Source organism: uncultured Sphingomonas sp. (assembly GCF_964235535.1).
Classification (GTDB): Bacteria; Pseudomonadota; Alphaproteobacteria; order Sphingomonadales; family Sphingomonadaceae; genus Sphingomonas.
The window spans coordinates 24,529-37,965 of sequence record NZ_CAXSBH010000011.1 but is presented as its reverse complement, the minus strand read 5'-3'; the positions used below and the strand labels follow the sequence as shown (position 1 = coordinate 37,965).

Sequence of the window (13,437 nt, the reverse complement as noted above, 5' to 3'; positions counted from 1 at the left end):
AGCCCAGCTTAGCGATCATGTTATCAGCGATTGCCCGACACAAGTACTCGGCGAGGCAAGTCGTTCCCTCCGCCGCGCGGTATGAAACGGATTGCCTGGCGAGAGGTCCTACAAACCTGCATTCAGTCTTCCTTCGAGTCGGTGATGCCGAGCAGCTTCAGCTTGCGGTGAAGCGCTGACCGCTCCATCCCTATGAAGCTCGCCGTGCGCGAAATGTTGCCGGAGAAGCGGCGAATCTGGACGCGAAGGTATTCGCGCTCGAAGGTCTCACGCGCTTCGCGCAAGGGTGCGCCCATAACCGCGCTCGTCCCCCGGCCAGCCGCCTCGCTTTGATCGCCCAGTATTTCGGCGGGCAGCAGATCAAGATCGATGCGACCGATCCGGTCCCCGGGTGCCATGATGAACGTGCGCTCGACGATGTTGCGTAGCTGGCGCACGTTGCCGGGCCAACCGTAGCTTTGCAGCGCGACGACCGCATCGGCGGCGACCTCCGGCGTTGGCACTCGACGTTCGCTCGCATAGTATGCGATGAAGTGTTGTATTAGCGACGGGATATCTTCGCGACGCTCGGCCAACGGTGGGATCATCACCGGCACTACGTTTAGGCGATAATACAGGTCTTCGCGGAACCGCCCTTCGGCAATCTCGACCGTCAGGTCGCGCGACGTCGCGGACACGACGCGCACGTCGACTTTGACGATGCGCGTGCCGCCGACGCGCGAGAAGCTCTGGTCGGTCAGGACGCGCAGGATCCGGGCCTGCGTCGCGACCGGCATGTCGGCGATCTCGTCGAGGAACAAGGTGCCTCCATGCGCCTGTTCGAGATGGCCTGGTCGGACGAGGTCGCCTCCTTCCTCGACGCCGAACAGCTCCTCCTCGACCCGTTCGGGCGCCATGCGGGCCGCGCTGACAATGACGAAGGGCGCATCGGCCCTTTGACTCCAGCCATGAAGAAGGCGTGCGGCTACTTCCTTACCCACGCCAGCCGGACCCATGATAAGCACGCGACTGCCGGTGCCGGCCACGCGCTTCAGCGTTGCGCGGACGCCGTTGATCGCGCCCGAGCTCCCCGTCAGGTCGCTCTCGCGACCGGCCGAAAGGCGTAACGACGCTACCTCGCGGCGCAGGCTCTCCGTCTCGGTGGCGCGAGCGACGAGGAGCAGAAGCCGCTCGGCCTCGAACGGCTTCTCGATGAAGTCGGCGGCACCTTTGCGGACCGCCGCGACCGCCGTGTCCAAGCTGCCATGCCCAGAGATGACCAGCACGGGGATGGAAGGATCGCGGCGTTTGATCTCGTCGAGCAACTCGAGCCCATCCAGCTTCGACCCGCGTAGCCAAACATCAAGCAGCACCAGCGATGGGCGGCGCGTGGCGATGGCCTCCAGTGCGGCGTCGCTCTCGGCCGCGACGCGTGGATGGTAGCCTTCATCCTCCAGCACGCCGGCAACCAGTTCGCGAATGTCCAATTCATCGTCGACGATGAGGATATCGAGCGCCATGGCGGTCAGGTCCGATCGGTCGAGGGATGGGTGAGCCGGTCATGCACGATAGGCGCGAGATCATCATTCAATGCGGACAGTGCGACCGCGTCGAAACGCATCGTCACTATGGTGCCGCCGCCATCTCGGTCGGAAAAGGCGATGACGCCGTGATGTTCCTCGACGATCTTCTTCACGATCGCCAGTCCCAGGCCGGTGCCCCGCGCTCGCGTCGTCATGTATGGCTCGACGATCCGCTCGCGCTCCACGGGCAGGCCCACACCACTGTCCTCAATCATGATCACCACATTATCGTCGGATCGTCGAATGGACAATCCGATCGTGCCGCCGCTCTTCCCTGCTGCCTCAATCGCTTCCACCCCGTTCTTAACGATGTTCGTCAAAGCTTGGCCAATCTGACGTCGATCACAAACGAGCAGCGGCTCGGGCTCGTCATAGTCCAGTCGAAAGCGGACTGCGGGATGTGCGACCTCATGCAGGAACAGCGTTTGACGCGCCACGTTGACGATCGCCTCGTTATGGAAAGCGGGTTTAGGCATGCGCGCGAAGGACGAGAACTCGTCGACCATGCGGCGAAGGTCGCCTACCTGCCGAATGATCGTTTCCGTCAAACGGACGAAGGTCGCGTCGCCTTCCTCGACCTTGCTGCCGTACCGACGTTGGAGCCGCTCGGCGGCGAGCTGGATCGGGGTCAATGGGTTCTTGATCTCGTGCGCGATCCGGCGCGCCACGTCGGACCAAGCCGCGCGGCGTTGATCGGAGAGTTGCTGCGTGATGTCGTCGAAAGTCAGGATCGGCCCGGCCGGCGCGTGGGCGATACGGACGGCGAGAGTGCGGGCGTCAAGGCCGTGACCAATCTGCACCACTCCCTCACGCTGCGTTCCGTCCAGCAATGCGTCGAGCTCGGGCGAAACCTGGACGAGCTCCCGTCCTACGAGCTCGTTTGCGCCGAGTAACGCGCCGGCGGACCGGTTGGCGATCTGGATCGTGCGGCCGGGCGCAGTCGCGATCACCCCGGCCGACACGCCGGCCATCACCGCTTCTATCAACGCGCGGCGATTCTCCAATTGCGCGTTTGCGGAAACGAGTGCGCCATTCTGCTGCTCCAGCTGACCGGTCATTTGATTGAAAACGCGTGCGAGCGTGCCGACCTCGTCACGGCTACGCGGATCGGACACGCGCGCGGTCAGGTCCCCGCCAGCCACTCGCCTAGCCGCCCCGACGAGTTCGCCCACCGGCGCGACGAGTCGATCCGCGACTTTGAGCGCTATCCACACTGCAATGCCTACGATCAGGAGAGAAATCATCAGAAGCGCGGCGTTGAACTGAAGTTGCAGACTGCGCGCGCGCGCCAGCAAAGCGCGGTAGTCCGCGGTGACCGCCTCGGCGCGCGCATTTTGTTCGAGCATGAGCTTCGTATCACCGACGCGCGCGGTGTAGAGGAGCAACTCAACCGCGCCGGGTACAGTTGTGACCGTCTGAATGCGATCGCCCGTGACCGCTACGACGCTGCGCTCCCCCGCGCGCAACCGAGCGACCGCGCGAGGCGTCAGCCGTTTAGCGAGTTGAATTTCATACGGATTAACCAGCGCCAGCGTTCGTATCTCGCCGCGCGGGGATATGGTGAACAACGCCGCCTCCGACAAACTTCGGTAGAACACCTGTTGGACGAAAAAGGTGGGAAATTCGGGATCGTCGATCGGCTCTCGGCGAAGCTGATAGCTCATGTCGTCAGCCATGGTCAGCGTCGCTTCCCGCCAGCGTTCGAGCTGCTGGAGATACGACGTGCGCGCAAGACCGGTGGCGTTCTCGAGCATCCCGCTCGCCTTGTCCGAATACCAGAACTGCACGCCATATTGGAACAACAGCGAAGCGACGATCGTGACCAGGAGCATCGGCACCGCCGCCATCGTTGAGAACAGGGCCACGAGCCGCACATGAAGGCGCCCGGTGCCGCCCACCGGCGACGCTGCAGCGCGCCGGCGGGCGACACGTCGCCCGAACAGCATCATCAGCAACACGCCCGGGACGAGATTGGCGACGAGCAGCGCGGCGATCAGCAACGGCGTCAGTAGCCGCCCCGGTACGGCGGCAGCGGAGATAATCTTGTAGCTAGCAACGGCGACCAGAACGGCGGTCGCCAACACCGCACCTTCGACCGCCGGCGTGATGCTCAGTCGGCCGGGCGGTTCGTCCGCTTCGGTGTGCGGCGTCGCAACGTTCATCACCTCCGCCCTAAACCGTCCCGTGTTGCCCGCAAGCCACGATTTGGTCGCAGGTTAATCAGCATCCAACCCGCCCACACGGGGCAAGTCGATCCTTAGTGCGTCGAGGCGTTTGCGCAGCGTGTTACGGTTGATCCCAAGGCTTCGGGCGGTGCGAAGCTGGTTTCCAGCGTGGCGCTCGAGCATCGCCTCGATCAGCGGCCGCTCGACTTCGGCGATCACCCGGGAGTGGAGCGTCCCGTCATCAAAGGCGCCGGGGCGCTCGACCCCGATACGGTCGATCAGCGTACGGACGGCTACGGCGATGCCCGTATCCTCTTCCGCCATCGCCGGAGCCTCGCCAAGCATTGCCCGGACGGCATCCGCGTCGATCACCTCGTCGCGAGCCAGTACGGCGAGACGCCGCGTCAAATTCTCAAGCTCGCGGACATTGCCGGGCCAGCTATGTGCGCGAAGAACCGCCAGCGCATCGTCGCCCAGCCGCCGGCGTGACAGGCCTTGTGCCGCAGCCCCGTCCAGGAAATGGCGGGCGAGCAACGCGATATCATCGCCGCGGTCGCGAAGCGGCGGCAACGCGATCGGCACCACGTTGAGCCGGTAAAACAGGTCCTCGCGGAACAGGCCGCCGGCGACCCTCGCGATCAGGTCGCGGTTGCTGGCGGCGACGATGCGCACGTCCGCGTGGATCGTTCGTACACCGCCTACCGGCGTGAACTCGCCCGATTGCAAGACGCGCAAAAGGCGGGTCTGCGCATCGACCGGCATGTCGCCGATCTCGTCCAGAAAGAGAGTGCCGCCCGCCGCCTGTTCGAAACGGCCCACGCCGCGCGAGGTCGCACCGGTGAACGCCCCGCGTTCATGCCCGAACAGCTCGGCCTCGATCAGGTCGCGGGGGATGGCAGCCATGTTGATCGCGACGAAGGGTGCAGCCCGACGAGGTCCGAGATCATGGACCGCACGCGCCACAAGCTCCTTGCCGGTGCCGGACTCGCCAGAAATGAGGATGGTGAGATCGTTCGAAATGACGCGGGCGATCACGCGATAGACGGCCTGCATCGCGGGTGAGCGGCCGAGCAGCGGCAGGCCGCCCTCGTCGCTTACCTCTATGGCGGAGGTGGAGTTGGTGCGGCCGAGCGCGCCATCGACGGCAGCGGCAAGCGCGTTCAGGTCGAACGGTTTGGGAAGGTATTCGTATGCTCCGTGTTCGGCGGCGCGGACCGCAGTCGACAGGGTGTTCTGAGCGGAGAGGACAATGACGGGCAGCGCGGGATGACGCTCGGCTATCGTGCGGAGATGATCAAGGCCGTCGCCGTCGGGCAGCCGCACGTCGGTGACGAGCACGTCGGGCATTCGCCGGGCTAGCGCGGCGTCGCCCTCCGTCAGCGATGCGGCCAGGATCACGTCGTGACCGGCGCGGCGAAGCGCCTGCGCCACAACGGTGCGGATGGCGGTGTCGTCGTCCACGACGAGCACCCGGCTCATGCGGGCGCGCGGGCTAGGAGGACGCGGAACACCGTCTCATTGCCTTCACGGGTGTGGCGAACGAGCCCACCCATGTCGCGAACGAGCTTGTCCACCAACGCAAGCCCAAGGCCGGTTCCGTCGGGGTGGCCGGAGACGAAGGGATCGAACAGCTGATCAGCTATGTCGGACGGCGGACCGGGCCCGTCGTCGCGCACGCAGACCTCGATGGGAAGCAGCGGAAGCTGACGATCCTGATCTATGCGGCGGGTTGTCCCATGACGGTAGGCCGTGGTGATCGAGACTCGGGGTTCTCGCTTATCACCAGACGCTTCGACCGCGTTCTTTAAAAGATTCAATAGGACTTGAACGAGCGCATCGTCGTTGATGAGCGCGGCGGGCAGTGACGGATCGTAGCTTTCGTCGATGTTGATACCACGTGAGAAGCCGGCCAGGGCAACGCGCCGCGCGTGGGTGAGGACGGGGTAGATGCTTCCCGCCGACAGCGGCAGCGGGCGTGTGTCGGTGAACAGCTGCATGCGGTCGATGAGGGCGGCGATGCGATCAACCTCCGTCACGATTAACGTGGACAGCTCGCCCGGGCCGAGCAGCTGCGCCGCGCCGCGGATGCCCGACAGCGGGTTCTTGATTTCGTGCGCAAGCATCGCAGCGGCGCCGACGGCGACCCGTCCCGCTTCCCCGCGGTCAGACGTATGGCGCGGTTCCGCGGCGTGGAGTGTAACCACGCGCCTGTCGGAGTGGTCCGCGACCAACGCGACGGCGATGTCGAGACGAAGCACGCCGCCATCGGTCGCGACCTGGGCATCGTAAACCGCGAGATCGTCGCCGCACGCGACGGCTTCAATCAGCGGAGAGCGCAGAAGATTGGCAAGCGGTCGACCGGCCGCCGCCCGCTCAGACAGGTTCAGCAATTGTTCCGCGCGGGCGTTCGCACGTGCAACCCTGCCATCCGGATCGAGAAGCAAGATCGCGACCGGCAGCGAACCGGACAGCTCGGGCCAGTCGGACCACTTCTGGTCGATCGGCTCAGGCCGCGACGCGATGGCGATACGGAGCATAGAACTCAGCAAGCGTCAGCCGTACTTTCATCGGGTCCGACTCCTGATTCACGCGGTTGCGGAACTCGGCCGAGCCGGTGATCCCGCGCGTGTACCAACCGATATGCTTGCGAGCCATATTGACCCCGGTCTCAATGCCGTAATGGCCGAGCATCGCATCGTAATGCCCGACGATCGCATGGTATTGTTCGTCCAGCGACGGGTCGGGAATGCGCCGTGCGGTGGCGAACCAGGCCATCACCTGCCCGAGCAGCCACGGGCGGCCGTACGCGCCGCGGCCGATCATCACGCCGTCCGCGCCCGATCGGTCGAGCGCGGCCTCCGCGTCCTCGACCGTGCAGATATCGCCGTTGACAATGACGGGCAGCGTAACCGCGTCCTTGACCCGGCGCACGAAGGCCCAATCGGCCGATCCCTTGTACATTTGGTTGCGGGTGCGGCCGTGGACGGTGATCATCCGCACGCCGAGGTCTTCGGCGATGCGGGCGAGTTCGGGAGCGTTCAGGCTGTCGTGGCACCAGCCCATCCGCATTTTGAGCGTGACGGGCACGTCCACGGCCTTGACGGTCGCGTCGACGATGGCGGCCGCGAGCTTCAGGTCGCGCATCAGCGCGCTGCCCGCGTCGCCGTTGACGATCTTCTTGACCGGGCAGCCCATGTTTATGTCGATGATCGCAGCCCCGCGGTCGGCGTTGAGCTTGGCGGCCTCGGCCATCTCGTGGGGGCTGCAGCCGGAGAGCTGCATCGATACGGGCTCTTCCACCGGATCCCACGCCGCCTTCTGCAGCGACTGGCGAGTTTCGCGGATCATCGCCTGGCTGGCGATCATCTCAGTGACGTTCAACCCCGAGCCGTAGCGTCGGACGAGCGTGCGGAACGGCCGGTCGGTCACGCCGGTCATCGGGGCGAGGATGACCGGCGACGTGATCCGGACGGGGCCGATCTGGATGGGTTGGAGCGTGCGCATCGTGATTACCTGGGGGCCAGCGGATACTCGCGGCCCGCCATGCTGGCAAGCGTGGCAGCGGTCGGCTAGGCGGCGCGGATGAGCGAAGCGGAACGGACGATCGCGATCATCGTAGCGGCGGGCGAGGGGTCGCGCGCGGGTGGGGATACCCCCAAGCAGTTCCAGCGCGTGGGCGGGCTCGCGCTGGTCGCGCATGCGTACCGGGCGTTCGCGGATCATCCCATGATCGACGAGGTCGTGCTTGTGGTCGCGCCGGGCATGGAGGCGGCGGCGCGCGAGGCGGTCGGGGCGGAGGTCGCCATCGTCATGGGCGGCGCGAGCCGGCGCGAGTCGGTGGCGCACGGGTTGGCGGCGGCAACTGCGCGGCGTGCTACGCGCGTGCTGATCCACGACGCCGCGCGGCCCTTCGTGCCGGCGGGCGTGATCGCGGCGGTAGCCGGGGCGCTCGGGAAACATCAGGGCGCCATCCCCGCCCTGCCTGTCGTTGACACACTGGCGCGGAGCGACGGATTGTTGGGTGATGTGGTACCGCGCACGGGGCTGTGGCGCGTGCAGACGCCGCAGGGATTCCAGCTGGAGGCGATCATCGCGGCGCATGCAGCATGGCCTGAGAACGAGGAGGCGACCGATGATGCGCAGATGGTCCGGCACGTCGGCGGGTCGGTCACGCTTGTCCAGGGTGATCCGGTGCTCGACAAGGTGACCTACCCGGCCGACCTCGTCTTGGCGGAGGCGCGCGCGGGCCCGGTTTGGCGGACGCGGACGGCGACGGGGTTCGACGTCCATCGGCTGGAGGATGGCGAGGACCTCTGGCTGGGCGGCATGCTGATCCCGCACAGCCGAGGCTTGTCGGGGCATAGCGACGCGGATGTCGCGCTTCATGCGCTGACGGACGCGCTGCTGGGCACGATCGCCGCGGGCGACATCGGCACGCATTTCCCGCCAAGCGACCCACAATGGCGAGGTGCGGAGTCCGGTCAGTTCCTGCGGCATGCGGCCGGGTTGATCCGCGCGCGGGGCGGCGAGATCGAATTCGTAGACGTGACGATCATCTGCGAAGCGCCTAAGATCGGCCCGCACCGCGCGGCGGTGACGGCGCGGATCGCCGAGCTGCTGGAGCTGCCCGCCGGCCAAGTGAGCGTAAAGGCGACGACGACCGAGCGGCTAGGCTTTACCGGTCGCGGCGAGGGCATCGCGGCCCAGGCTGTGGCGACCGTCCGGGTGCCCGCGTGAGGACGACGGCGGCGCTGGCGGCCTTGGCCATGTTCACCTCCCCTGTTCGGGCGCAGCGGGCATGCGTGACGGAGGCGGAGGCGGAGGCGTTCGCGCTCGTCGCCATGCCGCAGATCATCCGCGAGACGGGGCGGGTCTGCGCGGGGCGACTGCCAACGGGGAGCTTGGTGCGGCGCGAAGCCGGGCCGTTCCTGGCCAAGTACGACGCGGCCGCCGACGGCGCATGGCCGGGGGCGCGGGCGGCATTGGGCAAGCTGTCGCTCGGGATAGCGGACATGCTGCTCGGATCGGACTTCGCGCGGCCGGTAATCGTGTCGTTGATCGTGCCCCAACTCGTCGGACGTATCGCGCCAGAGGATTGTGGAACAATCGACCAGCTAGTGACGCAGCTGGAGCCGTTGCCGCCGCGCAACGTCGCAAGCTTAGTGGTGACGTCGCTGTCGTATCTGAAGGCGCAGCGAGCCAAGGGACAGCGGGTGGACGTGCCCGACCTGCCGCTATGCCCGGAGGCCGCGCGGTGATCGCGGATACGGTCTTGCCCGCCGAACTGGTCGAGGCGGCGCGGCGCGTGGTCGAACTGAACCGCGCGGCCGGGCGGCGCGTGGCGGTGGCGGAAAGCTGTACCGGCGGGCTCGTGGCGGCGGCGTTGACGGAGATCGCGGGCTGTTCGGACGTGATCGAGGCGGGGTACGTCACCTATTCGAACGAGGCGAAGACGGCGACGCTGGGGGTCCGGAGCGATCTGATCGAAACGTTCGGCGCGGTGTCGATCGCAGTCGCTTGGGCGATGGCGCAGGGCGCGCTCAAGCATACCGGCGCGGATGTGGCGGTGGCTGTGACGGGGGTCGCGGGGCCGGGCGGCGGATCGGCGAAGAAGCCGGTCGGGACGGTCGTATTCGCGCGCGCGGAGAAGGACGGCGATCCGGCGGACGTGCATGCGATCCGCCGTGACTTCGGTGACCGGGGGCGCGGCGGGATCAGGCTTCAGGCGGCGCTCTGCGCGCTCGAGCTGCTGTTGCCGGTAGGTTCCGAAGTCCCATAACGCTCGGCGGCGCGGGCCTCGAACGCGCCAATCATGCGTCGGAGCGCGCCTTCAAAAACGGTGCCCGCCAACCGCTCGAAAATGCGGTTTTTAAAAGCGAAATCGACGGAGAAGTCGACCGCGCAGCCAGCAGGGTCGGGGCGGAAGCACCATTCGTTGCGCAGGTGCCGGAGCGGGCCGTCAACATAATCGACGTGGATGTGGTCGGGGCGGTGTTTTTTCACGCGGGAGGTGAAAGTCTCGCGGAGGCCCTTGAAGCCGACGATCATGTCGGCGAGCGTTTCGGCCGCGTCGTCCCGGCGAACGCGGAGCGCGATCACCCAGGGGAGAAAGTTCGGGTAGTCGCGGACGTCCGCGACGAGGTCGAACATCTGTTCGGTAGTGTATGAAAGGATGCGGGTTTCTTGGTGAGAGGGCATCAGGTTACAGCCGTACGTATGACCCCGCCCAGCTTAGTTGCGCGCACCGCCTTCAGCTTCGCGAAATCTGCGCCCGCATGATAGCTGGATCGAGTAAGCGGCGAGGCGGCGACGAGGAGAAAGCCCTTGGCGCGCGCGATCGCGGCGTAGGCGTCGAACGCCTTGGGGGCGGTGAACTCCATGACCTTGGCGTGGTGCGGTGTGGGCTGGAGATATTGGCCCATAGTCAAAAAATCGATATCGGCGGAGCGCATGTCGTCCATCACCTGATGAACCTCCATCCGCTCCTCGCCAAGGCCGGTCATGACGCCCGACTTGGTGAAAATCGACGGATCGTGGCGCTTCACGCTCTCCAACAGGCGAAGCGAGGCATAGTAGCGCGCGCCGGGACGGATCGTCGGATAAAGGCGCGGGACGGTCTCCAGATTGTGATTGTAGACGTCGGGGCCGGCCTCCACGATCGATTCGACCGCCGCCTGCGCCTTGTTGCGGAAGTCGGGAGTCAGGATCTCGATCGTGGTCGAGGGCGTGGTGCGGCGTAGCGCCTCGATGACCTTCACGAACTGCGACGCGCCGCCGTCGGGGAGGTCGTCGCGGTCGACGGAGGTGACGACGATGTGCTCCAGCCCTAGCTCGGCGGCGGCGGTGGCGGTGTGCATCGGCTCGAGCGGGTCGACCGCGCGCGGCATCCCCGTCTTGACGTTGCAAAAGGCGCAAGCGCGGGTGCAGGTGTCGCCCAGGATCATCACGGTGGCATGCTTCTTGGTCCAGCATTCGCCGATATTGGGGCAGGCCGCCTCCTCGCACACGGTGGCGAGGCCGAGGCGGCGCATCAGCGCCTTGGTCTCGCCGAAACCGACGCTGGTTGGGGCCTTGACCCTGATCCAATCGGGCTTGCGCTCACGCGGAGGGCGGGCGAGCGGGATCATATCGTTCATGGCTCATGAGATAGCGAAGGCATGGCCACTCCACAACTCGCGGGCGGGGCGCTAGGGGGCCCTGACAAGCAATGCAGGAGGAAACATGACCGCGTTTTCCGATATGATCGAGGGGCATCATCGCTTCCACGAGCACCAACACGAGGGAGAGCGCGCGCGCTGGAGCAAGCTGGCGGGTGGGCAGGAACCAAAGGTGATGATCGTATCCTGCGTCGACAGCCGCGTAGCACCCGAGCAGCTCCTGGACACTTATCCCGGCGAGTTGTTCGTCGTGCGGAACGTCGCAAACATCGTACCGCGCTATTCGGAGGCCGACGGGTCCAGAAGCGTGGCTTCCGCTCTCGAGTTCGCGGTAACCAAGCTTGGCGTAACCGAGGTCGTCGTCATGGGCCATGCGGCGTGCGGCGGCGTGGGCGCGTGTTTGTCTCAGGCTTTCGCGAACGCCAAACCGGGCGAAGGCGGGTTCGTCGGCGAGTGGGTGAAGACGCTCGATCCGGCGCGCGAGCGCGTCGTGGCCAAGTTCGGCGACGGGCCGGATGCCGCGCACGAACTGGAACTCGAGGGCGTGCGCGAGTCGCTGGGCAACCTAATGACTTTTCCATTCATTCGAGAACGGGTCGAGGCGGGCACGCTTAAGCTGCACGGCGCCTGGTTCGGGATCGGCGAAGCGCGCATGCACGTGATGGACGACCAAGGCGAGTTCCAGCCTGCCTGAACCGGAAAAGGCGCGGCGACCGAGGTCGCCGCGCCTTTTCCTTTTCGATCCGGTCCGGCCTACTCGGCGGCGACGGTGCCCTTGGCCGGTCGGGAATCGCGGCGCTCGGCGATGCGGGCCGACTTGCCGGTGCGGCCACGCAGGTAATAGAGCTTGGCGCGACGGACAGCACCCTTACGGACCACCTCGATCGAGTCCACGTTGGGCGAGTAGAGCGGGAACACGCGCTCAACGCCCTCGCCGAAGCTGATCTTGCGGACGGTGAAGCTCGAGCCCATGCCGCGATTGCAACGGGCGATGCAGACGCCCTCGTAATTCTGGACGCGAGTGCGTTCGCCCTCGACGACCTTGACGCCGACGCGAAGCGTATCGCCCGGTCGGAATTCGGGGTGGGTCTTGGTAGCGGTGAGCTTCGCGATCTGCTCGGCTTCGAGTTGCTGGATGATGTTCACTGGTCGTCCTCGTCATGCCGCGCGCCAGAGGGCGACCCGACCCGAGCGCCGGCATGGCGCTCCCAAAGGTCCGGCCGCCTTAGCCGTGTATCGGCCTCCGCCTTCGCTTTACGCCAGGCGGCGACCTTCGCATGATCCCCCGATCGCAGCACTTCGGGGATCGCGCGCCCTTCCCACATCTGCGGTCGGGTAAAATGAGGATATTCAAGGAGGCCGCCTTCGAAGCTCTCCTCCACCCCACTTGAAGCCGCGCCCATTACGCCGGGCAGCAGGCGGACGCAAGCGTCGAGCAGGACCAGCGCGCCCATCTCGCCGCCCGACAGGACATAGTCGCCGATAGAAACCTCCTCGACCGGGCGGGCGTCGAACAGCCGTTCGTCGAAGCCTTCGAACCGGCCGCACAGGACGATCGCGCCGCAGCCGGACGCAAGGTCGCGGACGCGTTCTTGCGTGAGCGGGCGGCCGCGCGGGGTCATGGCCAGTATCGGGCGGTGGTCGGCGACGCTGTCGAGCGCGGCGGCGACCACGTCGGCGCGGAGCACCATCCCCGCTCCGCCGCCCGCGGGCGTGTCGTCGACCGAACGGTGCTTGTCGGTCGCGAAGTCACGGATGTTGACGGTGTGCAGCGACCACCGACCCTCGCCTAGCGCACGGCCGGCGAGCGAGGTTCCGAGCGGGCCGGGGAACATCTCCGGGTAGAGAGTCAAGACAGTGGCGGCGAAAGTCACTTGGTCCAGTTCTCGATCTTCAGGCCGGGGATGTTGTGGAAATCGCGTGTGTTGGCGGTCACGACCGGCAGACCCAACGCGAGCCCGTGCGCCGCTATCAGCCGATCGAAACTGCCGCGCTTGAAAGCCAACCACGCATATTGCTCCGCCGCCGCTTCGTCGAAGGGCAGCAGAGGGAACCGTCGGATCAGCCGCTCGGCCTGCTCGACCCTGTCCACCCGGACCGCACCCGGACCGCACCCAGCATGACCTCGGCATAAGCGATCGTGGACGCCACGAGCAATCCTTCATCCGACATCTGCACCCGCTCAAGCAGGACCGCCGGCCAGCCCTCTTGCAGGTGGACGAGAATGCTGGAGTCGAGCAGGTGCAACGTCGCACTCACTACTTTTTATCGTCCGCCTCCGGCGCGCTCGGCCAATCATCGAACTCCCGGCGAGTCGGCAGATGTAAACCGAAGTCAGGCACGGAACCCCAGACGTCGGTCAGATCGATCTTCCATTTCGGTGCGGCTACGCACTTGACCGCGAACTCGTCAGCGTCCCCGTCGACCAGCATCTCACGGCCCGGCTCGACACCCAACGCCGCTGGCAACCGCAGCGCGACCGAATTACCGGACTTGAACGTCTTGGCTTTGTACTGATTGCCCATCATCGTCTCCGTACATAAATTGCGTATA

16 protein-coding genes are annotated in these 13,437 nt (G+C 66.1%); 4 read left to right on the top strand and 12 right to left on the bottom strand.

From position 1 onward, the window contains the following. Positions 1–122: 122 nt before the first annotated feature. Genes ACFE7F_RS05575 through dusB form a run of 5 tightly spaced genes read right to left on the bottom strand, consistent with a single transcriptional unit; the run spans position 123 to position 7,231 of the window. A complete protein-coding gene (locus ACFE7F_RS05575) occupies positions 123–1,499 on the bottom strand; it encodes a sigma-54-dependent transcriptional regulator (RefSeq protein WP_375402855.1) in 1,377 nt (458 codons plus the stop codon). A gap of 5 nt (positions 1,500–1,504) precedes the next feature. Then, positions 1,505–3,724, bottom strand: a complete 2,220-nt coding sequence (locus ACFE7F_RS05570; RefSeq protein ID WP_375402854.1) for an ATP-binding protein — start codon at positions 3,722–3,724, stop codon at positions 1,505–1,507. A gap of 54 nt (positions 3,725–3,778) precedes the next feature. After that, positions 3,779–5,206 carry a nitrogen regulation protein NR(I) gene (ntrC, locus tag ACFE7F_RS05565; RefSeq protein WP_375402853.1) on the bottom strand — a complete coding sequence of 476 codons (1,428 nt, stop codon included), beginning with the start codon at positions 5,204–5,206 and terminating at the stop codon, positions 3,779–3,781. After that, positions 5,203–6,264, bottom strand: a complete 1,062-nt coding sequence (locus ACFE7F_RS05560) for a nitrogen regulation protein NR(II) (protein ID WP_375402852.1) — start codon at positions 6,262–6,264, stop codon at positions 5,203–5,205. Before ACFE7F_RS05560 ends, ntrC begins: the two co-directional genes overlap by 4 nt. Next, positions 6,233–7,231 (bottom strand): tRNA dihydrouridine synthase DusB, encoded by a 999-nt coding sequence (gene dusB / locus ACFE7F_RS05555; protein ID WP_375402851.1) that lies wholly within the window; start codon positions 7,229–7,231, stop codon positions 6,233–6,235. The genes ACFE7F_RS05560 and dusB overlap by 32 nt, the downstream gene beginning before the upstream one ends. A 78-nt stretch (positions 7,232–7,309) precedes the next feature. Between dusB and ACFE7F_RS05550 the strand changes: the two genes are divergently transcribed. The 3 genes from ACFE7F_RS05550 to ACFE7F_RS05540 are packed head-to-tail and all read left to right on the top strand — an operon-like array spanning position 7,310 to position 9,506. Beyond that, on the top strand, positions 7,310–8,464 hold the full coding sequence (locus ACFE7F_RS05550) for a bifunctional 2-C-methyl-D-erythritol 4-phosphate cytidylyltransferase/2-C-methyl-D-erythritol 2,4-cyclodiphosphate synthase (protein WP_375402850.1): 1,155 nt from the start codon (positions 7,310–7,312) through the stop codon (positions 8,462–8,464). Beyond that, positions 8,461–8,985, top strand: a complete 525-nt coding sequence (locus ACFE7F_RS05545) for a hypothetical protein (protein ID WP_375402849.1) — start codon at positions 8,461–8,463, stop codon at positions 8,983–8,985. Before ACFE7F_RS05550 ends, ACFE7F_RS05545 begins: the two co-directional genes overlap by 4 nt. Next, positions 8,985–9,506 (top strand): CinA family protein, encoded by a 522-nt coding sequence (locus ACFE7F_RS05540; RefSeq protein WP_375402888.1) that lies wholly within the window; start codon positions 8,985–8,987, stop codon positions 9,504–9,506. The genes ACFE7F_RS05545 and ACFE7F_RS05540 overlap by 1 nt, the downstream gene beginning before the upstream one ends. On the opposite strand, the gene ACFE7F_RS05535 is transcribed toward ACFE7F_RS05540, so the two are convergent. Together ACFE7F_RS05535 and lipA are read right to left on the bottom strand one after the other, a co-directional pair. Then, entirely contained in the window at positions 9,449–9,925 is a 477-nt protein-coding gene (locus ACFE7F_RS05535; RefSeq protein ID WP_375402848.1) for a type II toxin-antitoxin system RatA family toxin, read from the bottom strand. The genes ACFE7F_RS05540 and ACFE7F_RS05535 overlap by 58 nt on opposite strands. Further along, complete coding sequence (gene lipA, locus ACFE7F_RS05530) at positions 9,925–10,863, bottom strand: lipoyl synthase (protein ID WP_375402847.1); 939 nt, start codon at positions 10,861–10,863, stop codon at positions 9,925–9,927. Before lipA ends, ACFE7F_RS05535 begins: the two co-directional genes overlap by 1 nt. An 85-nt stretch (positions 10,864–10,948) precedes the next feature. Here lipA and ACFE7F_RS05525 point away from each other — a divergent pair, with 85 nt between their 5' ends. Beyond that, on the top strand, positions 10,949–11,578 hold the full coding sequence (locus tag ACFE7F_RS05525) for a carbonic anhydrase (protein WP_375402846.1): 630 nt from the start codon (positions 10,949–10,951) through the stop codon (positions 11,576–11,578). Between the two features lie 59 nt (positions 11,579–11,637). On the opposite strand, the gene rplS is transcribed toward ACFE7F_RS05525, so the two are convergent. The 5 genes from rplS to ACFE7F_RS05500 are packed head-to-tail and all read right to left on the bottom strand — an operon-like array spanning position 11,638 to position 13,409. Further along, on the bottom strand, positions 11,638–12,030 hold the full coding sequence (gene rplS / locus ACFE7F_RS05520) for a 50S ribosomal protein L19 (protein ID WP_375402845.1): 393 nt from the start codon (positions 12,028–12,030) through the stop codon (positions 11,638–11,640). Further along, positions 12,027–12,758, bottom strand: a complete 732-nt coding sequence (gene trmD, locus ACFE7F_RS05515; RefSeq protein ID WP_375402844.1) for a tRNA (guanosine(37)-N1)-methyltransferase TrmD — start codon at positions 12,756–12,758, stop codon at positions 12,027–12,029. Before trmD ends, rplS begins: the two co-directional genes overlap by 4 nt. Continuing rightward, positions 12,755–12,976, bottom strand: a complete 222-nt coding sequence (locus ACFE7F_RS05510; RefSeq protein ID WP_375402843.1) for a PIN domain-containing protein — start codon at positions 12,974–12,976, stop codon at positions 12,755–12,757. The genes trmD and ACFE7F_RS05510 overlap by 4 nt, the downstream gene beginning before the upstream one ends. Then, a complete protein-coding gene (locus ACFE7F_RS05505) occupies positions 12,946–13,143 on the bottom strand; it encodes a hypothetical protein (protein WP_375402842.1) in 198 nt (65 codons plus the stop codon). Before ACFE7F_RS05505 ends, ACFE7F_RS05510 begins: the two co-directional genes overlap by 31 nt. After that, positions 13,143–13,409: an AbrB/MazE/SpoVT family DNA-binding domain-containing protein gene (locus tag ACFE7F_RS05500; protein ID WP_375402841.1), complete on the bottom strand. Its 267-nt coding sequence runs from the start codon at positions 13,407–13,409 to the stop codon at positions 13,143–13,145. Before ACFE7F_RS05500 ends, ACFE7F_RS05505 begins: the two co-directional genes overlap by 1 nt. Between the last annotated feature and the right edge of the window lie 28 nt (positions 13,410–13,437).